Genomic DNA, 16187 nt, shown 5'->3' on the forward strand with positions numbered 1-16187 from the left:
GTTGACAATGTTTTTGAAATTTTAATATAATATAAGTAAATAAATTGAAATATTTCTAATATTTATTATTTTTTGTTTTCTTGTCTTTATTATCGATGAAAGGCAGGAAAAGATAGTTTTGGGAGGATTATCAATGCGTAAAAAAGAAGTTCTGGGTTGTGCTCTGATGATGAGTGCTCTCGTTTTGCCAATGTCTGTAGAAGCTAAGGCGGCTGCCAATAGCTTTTATGACAATCAAACCAACGCTCAGCGGGCAGATATTACTAATTGGGTGGCTAGTACGCCAACACAGATTAGTCAAAATATGTCATCGCAAAAGATCAATGTGAATCATCTAGATGGTGAACGTTATATTATCCAATGGGGTGATACCCTCTGGGGCATTTCACAAGCGACAGGTATTTCTGTTCAAAAATTGGCCTACGATAACCACATTGCTAATGTTGACTTGATCTATGCTGGAGATATCCTGATTCTCAAGCGTGATGGTCAAGTACCAGCGGAATATCATTATAAAGGTTCTGGACACTATGTTGCCCAGACTTCGATTACTATTAATTTCAGTTATCAAGACAATAACACCATTGTTATTGTCAATAATACCTCATTCTATGAAGATAACCATATCGAACATACCTATCCTATTGTAGAAAAAGGTCGTAGTACTTCTTCATCTGAGGTAGAAAAAAATGAATCATCATCAAATAACCAAGACAATAGTACTACTTCATCTGCTAAAAAATCTGCTAAAGTAGAACGTGGTCAGTCAGAAAAAGATGAGACTTTAGACAATGAAACTTATCAGGATGCTGTTCAAAATGAGTTAAATGCGTTGCTTGATGATGGAATTAATTTCCTTCCACATAATTCAGGAGCTGATACGGCCAGTCGAACTAATGAATTGGAAGAGGAAGAACTCTATGCTCAAGATCAAACTGTAACTGTTAGTGACATCGCTTCTACGAACAAAGGTGCTAAAGCAGTGGCTCAAGCTATTTATGAACAGTTGAATAAAGATGGCTATCTAGGAAATTTGGTAGACGCTAGAGAAGTTCAACTGCATATTATGCAAGATGGCCAATCAACAATTAGTTTCAATGTTAGTGTCTACAATGAATCTGAGGAATCTGAAGAATCTGACGATAGTTCATCAAGCAGTAGCAAGGATAGTGAGGCTTCTGACAACAGTACAGATACTGATAATTATTCTTCAGATTCCAGTCAAACAGACTCACCGGATTCTGTTACGGAATTCAGCGAAGACGATTAGTAAAAGAGAATGGGAGAAATGATGACAAAACGTAAATTGATATCCATCCTAGTTGTATTACTTTTAGCCTGTATTATTGGGGGTGGTAGTTTTTACTATTATGCTAGCCACCATGTTGAAAAGATGATTTCAGGCCATGCCTATCAATATTCTAGTAAACTCAATGGCAAGGATAATAATCGGACCATGTATGTTACTTTTTCAGAAAATAGCGATAAGGCAATTGTAACTCAAGATAAATCAGAAGCACTAAAAGCTACACGAAGCAGTGGACAATTCGAGCAGGTCTATAAGGAACAGAGTAAAAATGCTAGTTGGAAATACAAGGCCAGTGATAATAAACTAACTTTGGGTAAGGTTGAAGGAAATCAACTTTCCCAATGGCAATATAATAATGTGTTGGCCTTTGGTAAACATTTTAGCTCTAGTAATTTTACTTATCAAATTGCCAAGGCGGGTCAAGGTCAAGTCAAACAAAAGATGATTTTTAAACAGATTGACTAGTATTAGAAGCGTTAGAGACATGGCTTCCAATGTTGCTATACATAATGTTTTTTACAAGAACTTAGTTTTGTGATGAAAACTAAGTTCTTTTTGATTAGAAGGTAGAATGGCAATATTTGCCTGAAACAAAGCATTAATGAGGTCTTGTCTGTAGTTTGTCGACTATGTTACAATAAGGGCAAGTATGATTACTTAAACACGTCTACACTCCTGTGATAAAAGGCTTATCGTCCCTGAGTCCTTAGGGGGGCACCATCAGATTCTCCATTTTCTTTGGAGTGCTTTACGTTTAGTACCTTATGAAAGGAAAGTTATTGATGAAAAAATTAAGTCAGAAAGAGCTGGAATGGATTGCAGCTTTTGAAGAAATCAATCATCGCAAACCGACGCCCAAAGAGGTTCAGGAAGCCTTTGCGAATCAGCAAAAGCAGGGTTCAAGTCAGGCTAAGACTGCCTCTAGTGATCGTAAGAATAAGCGTCAGCTGGCGCTCAGTCTGCTGATTTTTGTCTTATTAATTGTTATCGCAGTGTTGGTTTTTCAATTAAGGCAAGAGAAGTCCCAGCCTGTCCGCACTCAACAGACTAGTCAGAGAGATAGCCGTGTCAGCAAATCTCGCTCATCATCAAAGCCCTCGTCCTCTTCTAGTCAGAGTTCTTCCTCAGGTCAATCCTCCCATTCTTCCTCAGGAGCTGATCATCAAAACGCGAAATCCCAGTACTGGAATTCTAACAAGGCCAGTCAGTTGGCAGACTTTATGGATTCCTGGGGTAGACAGATGAAGCAGCCCAACTACCAGAAAATAGCGGTTGAACTCCCAGTCTATTGGCAGGATGGCAGCAAACTTAGCAGTGATGAGACAATTGTGGATGCTTATGAGTATTGGTACGGTAACGGTACCAGCGTCCATCGCTACATTTTTGTGATCAGTGCTTCTGGTGAACCTAAGGTTCTCTACTCGCAAGATACCAATGGTGACCGTTATGTTGTTAAGGAAACGGAAAACCAAGAGCTAAAAACTGGTTTTAGCGATATTGTGACTGGCGATTAGCGTTTGTCATTCTGCCCAAAAGATAGTATAATTTTTGGGAAATAAAATCGAAAGGTCTATCATGATTACTTCTATTGTTTTTGACGTTGATGATACGATTTATGATCAGCAAGCTCCCTATCGTCTGGCTATAGAGCAGTGTTTTCCAGACTTTGATATGAGCCAAATAAACCAAGCTTATATCAGGTTCCGTCATTATTCTGATATCGGTTTTCCTCGTGTTATGGCTGGGGAATGGACAACAGAATATTTCCGTTTCTGGCGCTGCAAGGAGACCCTCTTAGAATTTGGCTACCGCGAAATAGATGAAGCAGCAGGCAGCCACTTCCAAGAAGTGTACGAGCACGAATTAGAAAATATCACCATGTTGGACGAAATGCGGATGACCCTTGATTTTCTAAAGGAAAAAGGGGTTACTATGGGAATCATCACCAATGGTCCAACCGAGCATCAGCTCAAGAAAGTCCGCAAGTTAGGTCTCTATGATTATATTGAGCCGGGGCACGTTCTCGTTAGTCAGGCCACAGGCTTCCAAAAACCTGAGAAGGAAATTTTTAATCTGGCAGCAGAGCAATTCGGGATGAATCCCGCCACCACTCTTTACGTCGGTGATTCCTATGACAATGATGTGGTTGGTGCTAAGGCCAGTGGTTGGCAGGCCATGTGGTTCAACCACCGTGGTAGAAAGCTTAAGACAGGGACTAAGCCTGTCTATGATGTAGCTATTGATAGCTTTGAGCAACTTTTTGGGGCAGTGAAAATCCTCTTTGACCTTCCTAACAGCAAGTTCTTCTTTGATGCTAATGACACAGAAAATCCTGTTCTGAAGATGGGAATCGAAAACGGCTTGATGATGGCAGCAGAGCGACTTTTAGAGAGCAATATGAGTGTGGATAAGGTGGTTATTCTTCTGCGCTTGAGCAAGCAGCAAGAACGAGTATTGCGAATGAAATATGCCTTACGATAATAAAAAATATAGAAAAAGCCAAACTTGGAAATGTCTCAAGCTTGGCTTTTTTGCCTGTTTTGATAGGTCAGTTCCTGTACCCGACAGTCAGTAATAAAATCCTATCAAGGGTAGGGTTATTAGAGTGGATAAGGCCTCAAGTTGTCTTCTTATTTTGAGATGAGATGACTCAATATTGACGACGGCTTTAGAGTAAGGGAGATAGATGGCATAGTGCTTCCTTGTTAGTCACCAGCTGCTTTTGTCAGCGAGATAAGAATGGTTTTGAGCCTTTATTCCGCTGCTTGCTCCCACTTTTTGGAGAGGTGGCGGGAATAACTAGAAATACTGAAGTTAATTAAGAAGTAAAGAGCGGTGATGGTAAGGTAGAGTGCGAAAATTTGGCTGGTTTCAAAATATTTCCCCATCAGGATCTGACTTTTTCCGAAGAGGTCTTGGAGAGCGATAACCGAGTAGAGAAAGCTGGTATCCTTAACAACGGTAACAAACTGAGAGATGATTGAAGGCAGCATTTTGCGGATAGCCTGTGGCAAAACGATAATTCGTAAGACCTGAAACTGAGTCAATCCTTGTGAAAGGCCAGCTTCTGTTTGCCCACGGTCAATGGCATTGAGTCCTCCGCGGATAATTTCTGCCAAGGCAGCCGAAGTGAAGATGGTAAAGGCTGTAATCCCTGCCGCTGTCGCTTGAAGTTGGAAAACCAAGAAAACGATAAAAATCCAGAGAAGATTAGGAACATTGCGGACAAATTCAATGTAGATGCTGGCAATCAGCTTTAAAGCAGTATTTTTACTATTACGCATGACAGCCAAAATCATCCCAAAGATAGTCGAGAGAACAATGATGATAAAGGCCAGATAAATGGTTGTCCAGAGACCTTGGGCGAGGAATTTTAAGTTGTAAGGTGCAAATAATTCAGACATAAGTTTTCCTCCTCCCTATAAATCATAAGCTTTCTTATTAGCTTCTTCAACATGCCTGCCCCAGGTGGCAACGGGAAAGCACACAATGAAATAAAGCAGGGCAGCTCCTGCAAAGGCAGGAATATAGTTAGTTGTTTCGTAGGCCCAAGCTTTGGCAGTAAACATGATATCTGCCCCTGAGATAATCGCTACTGTCGCTGTATTTTTAATTAAATTGACGACTTGGTTAATCATCGGTGGAATGATGATCCGAATGGCTTGAGGTAGGATAATCATAGACATGGTTTCGCGGTAGGTAAACCCTTGAGAGAGAGCAGCTTCGGTTTGTCCTCTAGGAATAGATTCAATTCCCGAGCGGATGACTTCGGACATATAAGCTCCGGTATAGACGCCGACACAGATCACAGAAGTCCAGAAAGCTGGGACCTTGATGGCTCCATTGGTTAAAATGGAGAGTCCGTAGTAGACAAAGACAAAGTGAACCAGCAGGGGTGTATTTTGGAAAAGTTCTACATAAACACGAGCGATGGCCTTGGCTAACTTGTTGCGAGATGAAGACATAGCTCCGAAGACTAAACCAAGGACTAGAGCTAGCAAGAGGGCGCAAATGGCCATGCCTAAGGTGTAAAAGAAGCCTTTAGCAAATTGGCCAAAGTTGGCAAAGTAATCGGCCCAGCGTGAAAGGGCGTAAGGACTAGTTGTTGTCGTTAAAATAAACATAGACTCAGAGCTCCTTTCTACTTATTGTCAGGGCTGGCAGGCTTGAGGTTATACTTCTTATACAGCTTTTGCAGACTACCATCTTTTTGCCACTGGTCTAAGAGACCGTTGATGTATTGGGTGACTTGACTGTTTGATTTTTTGCTGGCAATCCCGTATTCCATGGTGTCAAAACCTTGATCAAGGATCTTGTTGTTTTTGCTGACATAACCTGTCAGAATAGACTTATCAACAGAGAAGGCGTCAACTCGGTAAGCTCGCAAGGCTGTAGCCAATTCAGGGTAGCTTCCTAGCTGAACATACTTGAATTTAATGCCATTATCAGAAGCAAAGGTTTCTAGGGAAGCCTTGGTTGTAGATCCTTGAGCGACACCGATCGTTTTTCCGTCCAAATTTTTGGGATTCTTGATACCAGAAGCCTTGTTGACTAAAAAGCCAATTTCATCATAATAGTAAGGCTTTGAAATACTGAAGTTAGCCTGGCGTTGGTCATTGATTGTGTAAGTGGCAATCATGATGTCAGTTTGACCATTATCCAGCAGAGCTTCTCGAGTTTGAGCCGTAACAGCTGTATATTGGACCTTAACACCTAAAGTATCAGCGATTTTCTTGGCAAGATCCACTTCCATACCGGTGTATTTATCTTTTTTAGAATCATAGTAACCAAAATTAGGAACGTCTTGTTTAACACCGACTTTGAGAGCTCCTGAATTCTTAATTTTTTGTACTTGTGCTGGCAGTTTGCCTTGGGTGGCTGCCTGTGCTGAATTTCCCTTGAAAAGGGAAAAGCTTCCTAAAGCAAGTAGCAAGGTTGCCAGTATGAGGGGTATTTTTTTCATGTGTCATCCCTCCTTATTCAATAGAAACTTTTTCACTGGTATGGTTGATAATCTTAGAAAGAAACTGTTTGGCGCGCGGTTCTTTTGGATGATCAAAGAAACCGTCCACATCAGTAGTATCTTCTAAAATTTCGCCATCAGCCATAAAGATGATGCGGTCGGCTACACTGCGGGCAAAGCCCATTTCGTGGGTAACCACTACCATGTTCATCCCTTCCTTGGCCAAATTTTGCATGACAGCTAGAACATCCCCGATAGTTTCAGGGTCCAAGGCAGAGGTAGGTTCATCAAAGAGCAGGAGTTCAGGATTCATGGCTAGACCACGAGCGATAGCTACCCGTTGCTTTTGACCACCGGACAGCATGCCTGGGTAAGAATCCTTGCGATCCCACATGTTAACATAGGTCAAGTATTGTTCAGCAATTTTCTCTGCTTCTTTTTTATCCATGCCTAAAACGCGAATAGGAGCCAATGTCACATTTTCTAGCACGGTCATGTGAGGATAAAGGTTGAAATGCTGAAAAACCATGCCGACTTCCTTGCGCAACTGTACCAATTCCTTGTTAGACGCATGAGAAATTTCATGACCATTGACTTTGAGGCTGCCAGTTTCGATACTTTCCAAGGCATTCATAGTGCGAATGAGAGTTGATTTTCCTGAACCAGAAGGCCCTAGCAAGACAACGACTTGTCCCTTTTCAATTTCAAGATTGATATGACGAAGGGCGTGGTAGTTACCATAGTATTTTTCTACATTTTTATATTCGATAAGTGCCATAGATTCCTCCTTTGACGAAGACGTTAGCTGATTTGAATTCCGATGTCAGAAAACCTAACGTGGTATAAATTTTATCATAAGAAAGATTTCTTGTCAATATTTTCAGAAAATTTATACAGACTTGAAATAGACTTGTAAACCCTTAGTATTTCTATTATTTCATGACTTTTGTTATAATAAAGGATAAAATATCAATTAATTAGGAAAAAAGAGGTAAGAATGATGAAAAAGATTCTTGTTGTCGACGATGAAAAGCCGATTTCAGATATTATTAAATTTAATTTAATTAAAGAAGGTTATGAGGTTGTCACTGCTTTTGATGGTAAGGAAGCCCTTAAGCAGTTTGAAAATGAAAAGCCAGATTTGATTATTTTAGATTGGATGCTGCCAGAATTGGAAGGGCTCGAAGTGGCTAAGGAGATTCGCAAGGGCAGTCATGTACCGATTATCATGCTGTCGGCTAAGGACAGTGAATTTGATAAGGTTATCGGTCTGGAAATTGGTGCCGATGATTATGTCACTAAGCCATTTTCTAATCGTGAGCTTCTGGCTCGAATCAAGGCTCATTTGCGTCGAACTGAAACGATTGAAACGGCCGTCGCTGAGGAAAACAGTATTTCAGACAGTGAGCTCATTATTGGTGATTTGCAAATTGTTCCAGATGCCTTTGTTGCTAAAAAACGCGGTGAAGAATTGGAATTAACTCATCGTGAATTTGAGCTGCTCCATCATTTGGCGACTCATATCGGTCAAGTTATGACTCGGGAGCATTTATTAGAAACGGTCTGGGGTTATGATTATTTTGGTGATGTCAGAACTGTTGATGTTACCATCCGCCGTCTCCGTGAAAAAATTGAGGATACCCCAAGCCGACCAGAATATATTTTAACCCGTCGTGGCGTTGGTTATTATATGAAATCTTATGAATAATAATCCTGTTGTTGAAAATCTTAATACCTTTGAATTAGCCCTACTTATTCTCTTGGCTTTGGTTGCCCTTTACTTTATTTATCAGGCAGTTCGAGAATACCGCAATGCTAAGACTATTCGGGCGATCAGTCAAAAGGTGACCAGTTTGATTGCTGGTGATTACACAGAAGATCTCCATTTAAAGGGCGACTCTGAGTTAATTGAGTTGGGGACCAACTTGAATGACCTGTCGGATGTCCTCCATCTGACCCATGAAAACCTTTCGCAGGAACGCAACCGTCTAGCTTCTGTCCTCTCCTATATGAGCGATGGAGTTTTGGCGACCAATCGAGTTGGAAAGATTACCATGATTAATGATACAGCCCGTAAACAGCTGAATCTGACCCGAGAAGAAGCTCTTGAGATGAATATCATGGATCTGATTGATTCGGATGACTATGATTATCGCGATTTAATTACTCAGACCCCAGAGGTGACTCTTTATCGCCGCAATGAATACGATGAATTTATCACCTTGCGGGTTAATTTTGCTCTCAACCGAAGGGAGAGTGGCTTTATCTCTGGTTTGGTTGCTGTTTTGCATGATACAACTGAGCAGGAAAAGGAGGAACGAGAGCGCCGTCTCTTTGTCTCGACCGTCAGTCATGAACTGCGGACCCCTTTGACTTCGGTTAAATCCTATTTAGAGGCTCTCAATGAAGGAGCTCTTAATGAAGATGTAGCCCCTAGTTTTATTCAGGTTTCGCTGGATGAGACTAACCGGATGATGCGGATGATTTCTGACCTCTTGCAGTTGTCGCGGATTGATAATGATACCAGCCATTTAGAAGTTGAAATGACTAATTTTACAGCTTTCATCACGGTTATTCTCAATCGTTTTGACCAAATTAAGAGTCAGCAGGATTCCGATAAGGATTATGAAATTATTCGTAACTATCCGCTCAATCCAATCTGGGTTGAAATTGATACTGATAAAATGACTCAAGTGCTGGATAATATTCTCAATAATGCTATCAAATACTCGCCTGATGGCGGTGAGATTACAGTTTCAATGACTACTACGGATACTCAGTTAATCATTTCGATCTCCGATCAAGGGCTGGGTATTCCTAAGAAGGACCTGCCTTTGATTTTCGATCGCTTCTATCGTGTAGATAAAGCACGCAGTCGGGCTCAAGGTGGTACCGGTCTGGGCTTGGCTATTGCCAAGGAAATTATTAAGCAACATCATGGCTTTATTTGGGCTAAGAGTGAATATGGTCAGGGTTCGACCTTTACCATTGTTCTCCCTTATGATAAGGAGCCCGACGACTTTGAGGATGAATGGGAGGAAGATGAGTCAGTCGATGACCAATAAAGGTTTTAAATATAGTATTTTAGCATCGGGTTCCTCAGGGAACTCCTTTTACTTGGAAACTCCCAAGAAGAAGCTCTTGATTGATGCAGGCCTTTCAGGAAAGAAGATTACCAGTCTTCTGGCTGAAATTGACCGTAAACCTGAAGATTTGGATGCTATATTAGTTACCCATGAGCATAAAGACCATATCCACGGTGTTGGTGTTTTGGCTCGAAAGTATGGACTGCCTATCTATGCTAATAAAAAAACTTGGCAGACCATGGATGCTCACAATATGATTGGTAAGATTGACCCAGAGCAGAAACATATTTTTGAGCGGGGTAAGGTCGTGACCTTTGGCGATATTGATATTGAGAGTTTTGGTGTCAGTCATGATGCCGTTGATCCTCAATTCTACCGCTTTATGAAAGACGACAAGAGTTTTGTTATGCTGACAGATACGGGTTATGTCAGTGATCGGATGGCAGCTCTGATTGAAAATGCGGATGGTTATCTGATTGAGTCCAATCACGATATCGAAATCCTACGCTCAGGTGCCTATCCTTGGAGTCTTAAACAGCGAATCTTATCGGATAAGGGTCACCTCTCTAATGAGGATGGCTCTGAAACCATGATTCGCACCATTGGCAATCGGACCAAGAAGATTTATCTGGGCCATCTCAGTAAGGAGAATAATATCAAGGAATTGGCCCACATGACTATGGAAAACAACCTGATTCAGGCTGATTTTGGTGTTGGTCATGACTTTAAAATCTTAGATACCTCGCCGGATGAGGCTACCCCGCTGACGGATATATAAAAACTACAGGCACTAATAAACAAAAAAACGGAGCTGGTTCTACCTAGCTCCGTTTTTTAGCAAGAGAGCCATTCTTACCGAACAGCTCCTTTTGATTTAGTCTTAATATTTAGACCAAGTTTTTGGGATAAAGAGGAGGAGAACCGGATAGATTTCCAGACGTCCGGCAATCATGGCTAGAGACATGAGAAACTTAGCCCAGGGACTGAAAATGGCGAAGGTATCCGCAGTTCCCAGCATTGGACCAATATTGTTGAAAGTGGAGGCGACAGCACTAACAACAATGATAAAATCATTATTGTCCAAACTAATTAATAAAATCAGTCCTATGAAAATCATAGCATAGACAGTCAGATACTTGAGAATACCGTGCTGAGTAGCCTTATCCAGCGGGCTATGGTTGATATGGAGGGACATGACCCGATTGGGGTAAAGGGTTTTTAGAATTTGATTTTTGGTAATCTTGCTGACAATCAATGAACGCATAACCTTGAAACCACCGGCTGTAGAACCAGCAGATCCCCCAATAATCATCAGCACTAAAAGGATAACCTGAGAAAAAAGGGGCCACTTGGTTAGGTCGGTAATGCCAAAGCCGGTCGTGGTGATAACATTGGAAACTTCAAAGAAGGAGTAGCGCAAACTTTGAGCCCAAGAGCCATACAGGTGGAAAATATTGAGGAAGATCAGTCCTGTAGCTATGGCTACAATGCTTAGGTAGGTTCGCAGTTCTTCATCACCAAAGAAAATCTTGAACTTCCGAATCAAGAGGAAGTAGTAGAGATTAAAATTCACTCCGAAAATCAAGGTTCCAATGGAAACGATAACTGTAATCAGGCTGCTGTGGTAGTGAGCAATGCTATCGTTATAGACAGCGAAGCCTCCAGTGCCGGCACCGCCCATAGCAGTAATGACACTATCGTAAAAGGGCATACCGCAAGACCAAAGAATGACTGCAAAAATAGCAAACATTCCCAAGTAGATAATGTAGAGAATTTGAGCGGTGTTCTTAAGTTTGGAGACTACTTTACCAAAGACGGGGCCAGGAACTTCTGCTCGCATGACTTCCAAGTGAGCATTTTTAGAATTTTCCATAATTGCCAAAGCAAAGACCAATACTCCCATCCCCCCGATTAAATGAGTGAAACTCCGCCAAAAGAGCAGGGCATGGGAGAGGACGCTGACATCGGGCAAGATAGTAGCGCCAGTCGTTGTAAAACCTGAACTGACTTCAAAGAAGGCATCCACTAGGCTGGGAATTTGACCGGAAAAGACAAAGGGCAGCGCTCCGAAGAAGGACCAGAGAATCCAACAGAGGGCGACAATCAACATCCCTTCCTTCGTATAAATACGATAGTTTTTGGGTTTAAAGGCAGAGCCTGTCAAGCCCAGCAGACCAAGAATTCCCATCGTAGTCAGTAGGCTGGCAAATACCTGCCAATCCTCATGGTAGATGAGAGCGACAAACAAGGGAACAGTCAGCAGACCGGCTTCAATCAGTAATAATTTCGCTAGGAGGTAGCGGACCATAGAACGATTCATTCAGGCCACCTCATTTCAAAAGATCGTAAATATCAGTGATATTAGTCAGCAGGGTTACCACGACGATTTTATCACCGACCTCATAAGTATCCTGTCCGGTTGGAAACAGCGGTTTGCCCTTACGGATGATAGCAGCCACCAAGACTCCTTTTTTGAGTTGCACATCAGCCAGATGCTTACCGGCGATTTTATTCTTTTCACGGATTTCGAACTGGAGAGTTTCGATCTTACCATTAGCAATATGGTGGACAGCATCCAAACTTGACGATTCTTGAGCATTGACCCGGCCGCGGATGAAATGCATCATACTGTCGACCGCAATGGATTTTGGTGTAACAATGCTGGAAAATCCATCGGTGTCGATAATTTCCAAAAGGCTGGTTCGATTAACCTTGGTAATGTTTTTTTCAATTCCTAAGGTATCAAGAAACATGGAAGAGATGATATTTTCTTCATCGACCCCTGTCAGTGTAGCCACAGCATCGTAGTTTTCAACACCTTCTTCAACCAGAATATTTTTAGCGGTTCCGTCTCCCAAAACAATAGGGATTTCTGGAAATTCTTGGCTAAAGTATTGGCTACGCTTTTCAGTAATTTCAATGACCTTGAGCTTAATTTTGGTGTTGCGCAAGAGATTGAGCAGATAGTAGGTAATTCGTCCTGCTCCAATAATCATCATATTCTTGATGACCTTGCTTTTGACAAAATTGTGGAAGAGAATCATTTCGATGCGGTCGCCGGTCACGTAGATTTTGTCACCAGTGAGCAGCTGATCATCTCCGTCAGGAATAATGACTTGGCCATCACGCTTGATGGCACAGACCAAGATATTACCAAATTTCCGGCGAAATTGATCGAGTGAAAGGTCGCAAAGCCTGCTCTTTTCAGTGATTTTGAATTCCATCAACATAATGCGGCCGTTGACAAAGTGTTCAACCGATAGAGCTCCTGGAAAATCAACACTGTTGGCAATGTAACGGGCTGCTAGAAGCTCAGGGTTGACCACCATGGAGAAGCCCAAGAAATTATTATCCTTAAAATAGGCATTGGAATATTCCGGATTACGGACCCGAACGATGGTTTCCTTGGCCCCCATTTTTTTAGCTAAGACGGCCGAAATCATATTGACTTCGTCTTGGTCGGAAATAGCAACAAAAATATCACAGTGCTGGACATCAGCTTGCTCCAGAATTTTATAGTTGGCACCATTGCCAACGATTCCCATAATATCTAAGCGTCTGCTAACACGCCCCAAGACCTCTTCCTTTTCTTCAATTAAGGTCACATCATGCTTTTCTTCGACTAGAGAACGACAAAGGGCGGTACCGACTTTACCACCGCCGACAACAATAATTTTCATTGCTTTTCCTTATATGTTAATCTATGGACCGAATTTTTATAAGCCTTAATGTTTTTTAAGCATGGGCTTACATTCATTGCATTTGTGCGATGCTTAGCTGAGATAAAAATCGGTTCTTTAGCTTTTTAAAATAGCCCAAAAAGGCTTAAGCTAATATATTATCTTACTCTTTTTTTGTAGAAAAATCACCCCTTTTTTTAAAATAATAAATCTTGAAATAAGATTGAAATGAACTAGTTTTAGGACTGTAAAGAAGAATTTTCTGAAACTAGTGTAAGAGTCATCCTTTTTGTAATATTTTAAAATTTTTATTTAGTAAGTGTTGACTTCTAGCTATAGAGTGTTATACTAAACTGTAGAGAATCGTTGATTTAAATCAAACCTGTTATGATTTAAGTTAATGAGCCACCACCAACCATGCTGTTTGCTGAGCTTGACTCCGGGCAGCGTGGTTATTTTTTTGTAAGTTGTGAAAAAATGAAATGGTAATGAAAAATCGGGAAAAATCTTGTGAGGTAGTTATGGTCGTTCAGCCCTTCATTCAGGAAAACTATCATGAGACCAAAGGTCGCAATCATGTGGTTCTCTTTCAGCCGCAAATTCCAGCTAATACGGGTAATATTGCTCGTACTTGTGCAGCTACTAACAGCCCCTTGCATATTATTAAGCCTATGGGCTTTCCTATCGATGATCGTAAGATGAAGCGAGCAGGTCTGGATTATTGGGATAAGTTGGATATTAGTTTCTACGATAGCCTAGAGGAGTTTCTAGCTCAATGTCAAGGGGCTGTCCATCTGGTGTCAAAGTTTGCTGAAAGCACTTACTCTGATATCGATTATGCAGATGATCAGGATCATTATTTCATCTTTGGGCGAGAGGACAAAGGCTTGCCAGAGGACTTTATGCGAAAGAATAGTGAGAAAGCTATGCGGATTCCTATGAATGATCAGCATGTTCGTAGTCTCAATCTTTCTAACACTGTCTGCATGATTGTCTATGAAGCCTTGCGGCAGCAGAATTTCAGCCATCTGGATTTAGTTCATACCTACGAAAATGACAAATTGAAATAAGATAAGTGATCACTAGTGTTCAAATGAGAATTTGAACAAGGTTATCTGCTTCAGAATCGATTCATTTCTAAATTGGTTAGCAAAAATTTCGGACTTAGCGGTCCGAGATTTTTTGTTTTAGTTTATGATAATGGGGATAATTAAAAGTCCCTTACCCATAAAGTAATAGTTCGTTTGATAAAGTAGGTAAGATAAAAAAACGATTCTAGTCTCCTTTTGTCAAAGAGATGATGGCTTAATGAGTGGTTCTTAGATGGGGACCAGTTTAACTTGAGAATGGGACAGTCCCTTATGAAGAAATACACTCATAAGGGACTGTCCCAGATGTTTCTTTAATTCTTGAATGACAATTTTCGTAGGTAATATTTCTTCCAAAACCATAAAGTTAAATTCAAAATTAAAAGTATGGCTTGTTTCGCTTTTGTGTCAGAGGTGTTTTACCTTATTTGAAAAAATTTTATAGGCTAGACAATACTTGACCAGATTAAGTAAGTTTTTAAGATTTATAATCTTGCTTTTGTCGGCCTTTTTTGTTATGCTTAGAATGTCTTCAGGGCAGGGTGAAATTCCCGACCGGCGGTGACGGCTTCCAAAGAAGCAGAAGTCCGCGAACCTTACGAGGTTGATGTGGTGGAACTCCACAACCGACAGTACAGTCTGGAAGGGAGGAGACAAGTTTTTTGTGCTACAAAGGAACTCTAAGGTAGCTGGGCTCATCTAAGGGCTAAGGTACCTAGATCTTTTGTTCTAAAATGACTTAGCCTCCTTCAATTTGGAAAAAATTGGAGGAATTTTTTATGTCAACATCTATCAAATCGACGCGTCGTTTGGCCTATATTGCCATTCTTTCGGCGGTGTCCTTCTTACTCATGTATTTTAGCTTTCCGCTGATTCCAGGGGCTAGCTTTTTGCTGGTTGATTTTTCAATTTTACCAGTGCTTCTAGCACTTGCTATCTTTGACCTCAAGAGTGCTTTTGCAGTTCTAACTTTCCGCACTTTGTTAAAATTGCTTTTAAATAACGGAGGTATTGGTACCTTGATTGGTTTGCCAATGAACTATATTGCTCTCAGTCTCTTTATAGCAACGCTGGGGCTGACATGGAAAAAAAAGCAGACACTTAAATCTTATTGTCTGGGAGCTGGTTTGGGGACACTAGGTTTAACGGCTGCCATGATTATTCTAAATTATATTTATGCAGCTCCTCTCTATGCTAAGTTTGCTAATTTTGATATTAAGGCTATTTTGGGAATGGCGAACTACCTTTTTGCCATGGTCCTTCCTTTTAATCTCATTGAAGGGGTAATTTTTGCAGTCAGCTTTTATTTACTCTACTTGGCCATCAGACCGCTCATAGCAAAATTATAGACCCTGTGTTATAATATCTTTATGCATAATCGACAAAAATATTTTATTCGAGCTAGCTTTGCAGCCCTGCTCTTTGTTATTTTAGGTTATATCGTTAAGTTTGACCCTCGTTCCCTGCAAGGGTTCGATAAGTCTATTCAATCTGCTGTTCGAGGGGATTTACCGGCTCTTCTGACAGCCTTCTTTAGGACTATAACGCATTCTTCAAGCTTACTGATTATATTTGTAGTGATTGTTGGTTTTATGATTGGCAGGAAATGGTATATAGAAACTGGTTTTTTGACTCTGCTGGGGATCATTGATTTTGTCTTAGTAGTAATTTTAAAAAATCTTTATCAGCGCCCTCGTCCATCAATTCGGCATCTGGTAGTAGAAACAGGGTATTCTTTTCCCAGTGCGCATTCTCTAGTATTGATGCTGATCGTTGGTGGTATGATTATTATCGCCCGTCAGCGGATTAAACAAAAAGTTATTCGTTACCTTGTAGAATTTTTGTTAGGATTAGTTATCTTTCTTATCGGTCTGTCGAGGATTTATCTGGGAGTACATTATCCAACGGATGTTCTTGCCAGTTTTATCCTAGGCTACGGTGTTTTAAATTTAGTCTATCCATTCTACGATGAGCTTCGCTTTGAGTGGCGCTTCAAAAATAAACAAAAGTGAGGGAAGATCTTCGGATCTTCTCTTTTGTATCCTTAATTTTCCCAGCCGT

The 16187-nt window shown here is 40.9% G+C and carries 16 protein-coding genes and 1 riboswitch; of the genes, 10 read left to right on the forward strand and 6 right to left on the reverse strand.

What is annotated here, in order from left to right; all coding sequences use genetic code 11:
- Window positions 1–133: 133 nt before the first annotated feature.
- The 4 genes from ACFSN5_RS02475 to ACFSN5_RS02490 all read left to right on the forward strand — a co-directional run bounded on the left by ACFSN5_RS02475 (window position 134) and on the right by ACFSN5_RS02490 (window position 3790).
- Complete coding sequence (locus ACFSN5_RS02475) at window positions 134–1270, forward strand: LysM peptidoglycan-binding domain-containing protein (protein ID WP_165209135.1); 1137 nt, start codon at window positions 134–136, stop codon at window positions 1268–1270.
- 21 nt (window positions 1271–1291) lie between these two features.
- The gene (locus tag ACFSN5_RS02480; RefSeq protein WP_165209770.1) at window positions 1292–1774 is read left to right on the forward strand and encodes a hypothetical protein; all 483 of its coding nucleotides are present in this window, start codon (window positions 1292–1294) and stop codon (window positions 1772–1774) included.
- A 317-nt stretch (window positions 1775–2091) separates the two neighbouring features.
- On the forward strand, window positions 2092–2823 hold the full coding sequence (locus tag ACFSN5_RS02485) for a DUF4767 domain-containing protein (protein ID WP_241154180.1): 732 nt from the start codon (window positions 2092–2094) through the stop codon (window positions 2821–2823).
- Between the two features lie 61 nt (window positions 2824–2884).
- Window positions 2885–3790 carry an HAD family hydrolase gene (locus ACFSN5_RS02490; protein ID WP_165209773.1) on the forward strand — a complete coding sequence of 302 codons (906 nt, stop codon included), beginning with the start codon at window positions 2885–2887 and terminating at the stop codon, window positions 3788–3790.
- 272 nt (window positions 3791–4062) lie between these two features.
- On the opposite strand, the gene ACFSN5_RS02495 is transcribed toward ACFSN5_RS02490, so the two are convergent.
- Genes ACFSN5_RS02495 through ACFSN5_RS02510 form a run of 4 tightly spaced genes read right to left on the reverse strand, consistent with a single transcriptional unit; the run spans window position 4063 to window position 7050 of the window.
- Window positions 4063–4713 carry an amino acid ABC transporter permease gene (locus ACFSN5_RS02495; RefSeq protein ID WP_165209141.1) on the reverse strand — a complete coding sequence of 217 codons (651 nt, stop codon included), beginning with the start codon at window positions 4711–4713 and terminating at the stop codon, window positions 4063–4065.
- Window positions 4714–4728: 15 nt separating this feature from the next.
- Window positions 4729–5433, reverse strand: coding sequence for an amino acid ABC transporter permease (locus tag ACFSN5_RS02500; RefSeq protein ID WP_165209144.1), 705 nt, complete (start codon window positions 5431–5433; stop codon window positions 4729–4731).
- A 17-nt stretch (window positions 5434–5450) separates the two neighbouring features.
- Entirely contained in the window at window positions 5451–6272 is an 822-nt protein-coding gene (locus tag ACFSN5_RS02505) for a transporter substrate-binding domain-containing protein (RefSeq protein ID WP_165209147.1), read from the reverse strand.
- A gap of 13 nt (window positions 6273–6285) precedes the next feature.
- Entirely contained in the window at window positions 6286–7050 is a 765-nt protein-coding gene (locus tag ACFSN5_RS02510; protein WP_165209150.1) for an amino acid ABC transporter ATP-binding protein, read from the reverse strand.
- A gap of 222 nt (window positions 7051–7272) precedes the next feature.
- Between ACFSN5_RS02510 and yycF the strand changes: the two genes are divergently transcribed.
- From yycF to ACFSN5_RS02525, 3 genes are read left to right on the forward strand one after another with little or no spacing between them, the layout of a single operon-like run.
- Window positions 7273–7980 carry a response regulator YycF gene (gene yycF / locus ACFSN5_RS02515; protein ID WP_165209779.1) on the forward strand — a complete coding sequence of 236 codons (708 nt, stop codon included), beginning with the start codon at window positions 7273–7275 and terminating at the stop codon, window positions 7978–7980.
- Window positions 7973–9337 carry a cell wall metabolism sensor histidine kinase VicK gene (gene vicK, locus ACFSN5_RS02520; RefSeq protein WP_165209153.1) on the forward strand — a complete coding sequence of 455 codons (1365 nt, stop codon included), beginning with the start codon at window positions 7973–7975 and terminating at the stop codon, window positions 9335–9337. The genes yycF and vicK overlap by 8 nt, the downstream gene beginning before the upstream one ends.
- Window positions 9327–10136, forward strand: a complete 810-nt coding sequence (locus ACFSN5_RS02525) for an MBL fold metallo-hydrolase (protein ID WP_165209776.1) — start codon at window positions 9327–9329, stop codon at window positions 10134–10136. Before vicK ends, ACFSN5_RS02525 begins: the two co-directional genes overlap by 11 nt.
- A gap of 102 nt (window positions 10137–10238) precedes the next feature.
- Here the strand turns inward: ACFSN5_RS02525 and ACFSN5_RS02530 are convergent, their stop codons facing one another.
- Together ACFSN5_RS02530 and trkA are read right to left on the reverse strand one after the other, a co-directional pair.
- A complete protein-coding gene (locus tag ACFSN5_RS02530) occupies window positions 10239–11678 on the reverse strand; it encodes a TrkH family potassium uptake protein (RefSeq protein WP_165209156.1) in 1440 nt (479 codons plus the stop codon).
- A gap of 10 nt (window positions 11679–11688) precedes the next feature.
- Window positions 11689–13038 carry a Trk system potassium transporter TrkA gene (gene trkA, locus ACFSN5_RS02535; protein ID WP_004225985.1) on the reverse strand — a complete coding sequence of 450 codons (1350 nt, stop codon included), beginning with the start codon at window positions 13036–13038 and terminating at the stop codon, window positions 11689–11691.
- Between the two features lie 521 nt (window positions 13039–13559).
- On the opposite strand from trkA, the gene ACFSN5_RS02540 reads away from it, so the two are divergent.
- From ACFSN5_RS02540 to ACFSN5_RS02550, 3 genes are all read left to right on the forward strand, one after another.
- Window positions 13560–14108, forward strand: coding sequence for a tRNA (cytidine(34)-2'-O)-methyltransferase (locus tag ACFSN5_RS02540; protein WP_165209782.1), 549 nt, complete (start codon window positions 13560–13562; stop codon window positions 14106–14108).
- A 542-nt stretch (window positions 14109–14650) separates the two neighbouring features.
- Window positions 14651–14785: riboswitch (FMN riboswitch) on the forward strand.
- 120 nt (window positions 14786–14905) lie between these two features.
- Window positions 14906–15475 (forward strand): ECF transporter S component, encoded by a 570-nt coding sequence (locus ACFSN5_RS02545; RefSeq protein WP_165209159.1) that lies wholly within the window; start codon window positions 14906–14908, stop codon window positions 15473–15475.
- A 21-nt stretch (window positions 15476–15496) separates the two neighbouring features.
- Entirely contained in the window at window positions 15497–16138 is a 642-nt protein-coding gene (locus ACFSN5_RS02550; RefSeq protein ID WP_165209162.1) for a phosphatase PAP2 family protein, read from the forward strand.
- Window positions 16139–16187 lie beyond the last annotated feature (49 nt).

Origin of the sequence: Streptococcus tangpeifui (genome assembly GCF_044503215.1) — a bacterium.
In the GTDB taxonomy this organism is placed as follows: Bacteria; Bacillota; Bacilli; order Lactobacillales; family Streptococcaceae; genus Streptococcus; species Streptococcus tangpeifui.

Coding starts and splice junctions, on each gene's coding strand:
- ACFSN5_RS02475 (WP_165209135.1), top strand. CDS start 134: ATGCGTAAAAAAGAAGTTCTGGGTTGTGCTCTGATGATGAGTGCTCTC.
- ACFSN5_RS02480 (WP_165209770.1), top strand. CDS start 1,292: ATGACAAAACGTAAATTGATATCCATCCTAGTTGTATTACTTTTAGCC.
- ACFSN5_RS02485 (WP_241154180.1), top strand. CDS start 2,092: ATGAAAAAATTAAGTCAGAAAGAGCTGGAATGGATTGCAGCTTTTGAA.
- ACFSN5_RS02490 (WP_165209773.1), top strand. CDS start 2,885: ATGATTACTTCTATTGTTTTTGACGTTGATGATACGATTTATGATCAG.
- ACFSN5_RS02495 (WP_165209141.1), bottom strand. CDS start 4,713: ATGTCTGAATTATTTGCACCTTACAACTTAAAATTCCTCGCCCAAGGT.
- ACFSN5_RS02500 (WP_165209144.1), bottom strand. CDS start 5,433: ATGTTTATTTTAACGACAACAACTAGTCCTTACGCCCTTTCACGCTGG.
- ACFSN5_RS02505 (WP_165209147.1), bottom strand. CDS start 6,272: ATGAAAAAAATACCCCTCATACTGGCAACCTTGCTACTTGCTTTAGGA.
- ACFSN5_RS02510 (WP_165209150.1), bottom strand. CDS start 7,050: ATGGCACTTATCGAATATAAAAATGTAGAAAAATACTATGGTAACTAC.
- yycF (WP_165209779.1), top strand. CDS start 7,273: ATGAAAAAGATTCTTGTTGTCGACGATGAAAAGCCGATTTCAGATATT.
- vicK (WP_165209153.1), top strand. CDS start 7,973: ATGAATAATAATCCTGTTGTTGAAAATCTTAATACCTTTGAATTAGCC.
- ACFSN5_RS02525 (WP_165209776.1), top strand. CDS start 9,327: ATGACCAATAAAGGTTTTAAATATAGTATTTTAGCATCGGGTTCCTCA.
- ACFSN5_RS02530 (WP_165209156.1), bottom strand. CDS start 11,678: ATGAATCGTTCTATGGTCCGCTACCTCCTAGCGAAATTATTACTGATT.
- trkA (WP_004225985.1), bottom strand. CDS start 13,038: ATGAAAATTATTGTTGTCGGCGGTGGTAAAGTCGGTACCGCCCTTTGT.
- ACFSN5_RS02540 (WP_165209782.1), top strand. CDS start 13,560: ATGGTCGTTCAGCCCTTCATTCAGGAAAACTATCATGAGACCAAAGGT.
- ACFSN5_RS02545 (WP_165209159.1), top strand. CDS start 14,906: ATGTCAACATCTATCAAATCGACGCGTCGTTTGGCCTATATTGCCATT.
- ACFSN5_RS02550 (WP_165209162.1), top strand. CDS start 15,497: ATGCATAATCGACAAAAATATTTTATTCGAGCTAGCTTTGCAGCCCTG.